Origin of the sequence: Corynebacterium sp. HMSC055A01 (genome assembly GCF_001809405.1) — a bacterium.
Lineage (GTDB): Bacteria > Actinomycetota > Actinomycetes > Mycobacteriales > Mycobacteriaceae > Corynebacterium > Corynebacterium hesseae.
The window spans coordinates 1-285 of sequence record NZ_KV797584.1; the positions used below are offsets into that span (position 1 = coordinate 1).

At 58.9% G+C, this 285-nt stretch carries 1 protein-coding gene; it reads right to left on the bottom strand.

The annotated features are described in order from the left end of the window. A partial coding sequence (locus HMPREF2604_RS13650) for an HNH endonuclease signature motif containing protein (protein WP_141746444.1) occupies window positions 1-285 on the bottom strand: 285 nt, incomplete at both ends.

Sequence of the window (285 nt, forward strand, 5' to 3'; positions counted from 1 at the left end):
CATGCCAGGTTCTTCGGATGGGTTGGCCCGCCTTCAGCCCAGTTATGCCGGTGATCCAATTGGGTAAGAAAGGCAGGTTCCTCGCATCCGCCGACCCGGCAGGTTCCGTCGCGGCCTTCGACGTGTTTGCGCATAATCAGGCCCGGTTGGTAGCCGTCTGCTTCGGCTACCTCGCCGGTTAAATCCCGGGTTTTATCATGCGGCATGGGCGTTTGGCGCCAGCCGAAGCCTTCGATGAAGGTCGGGGCATCATCTATATCGCAGGCTTGGTAGGTGTGTAAGACT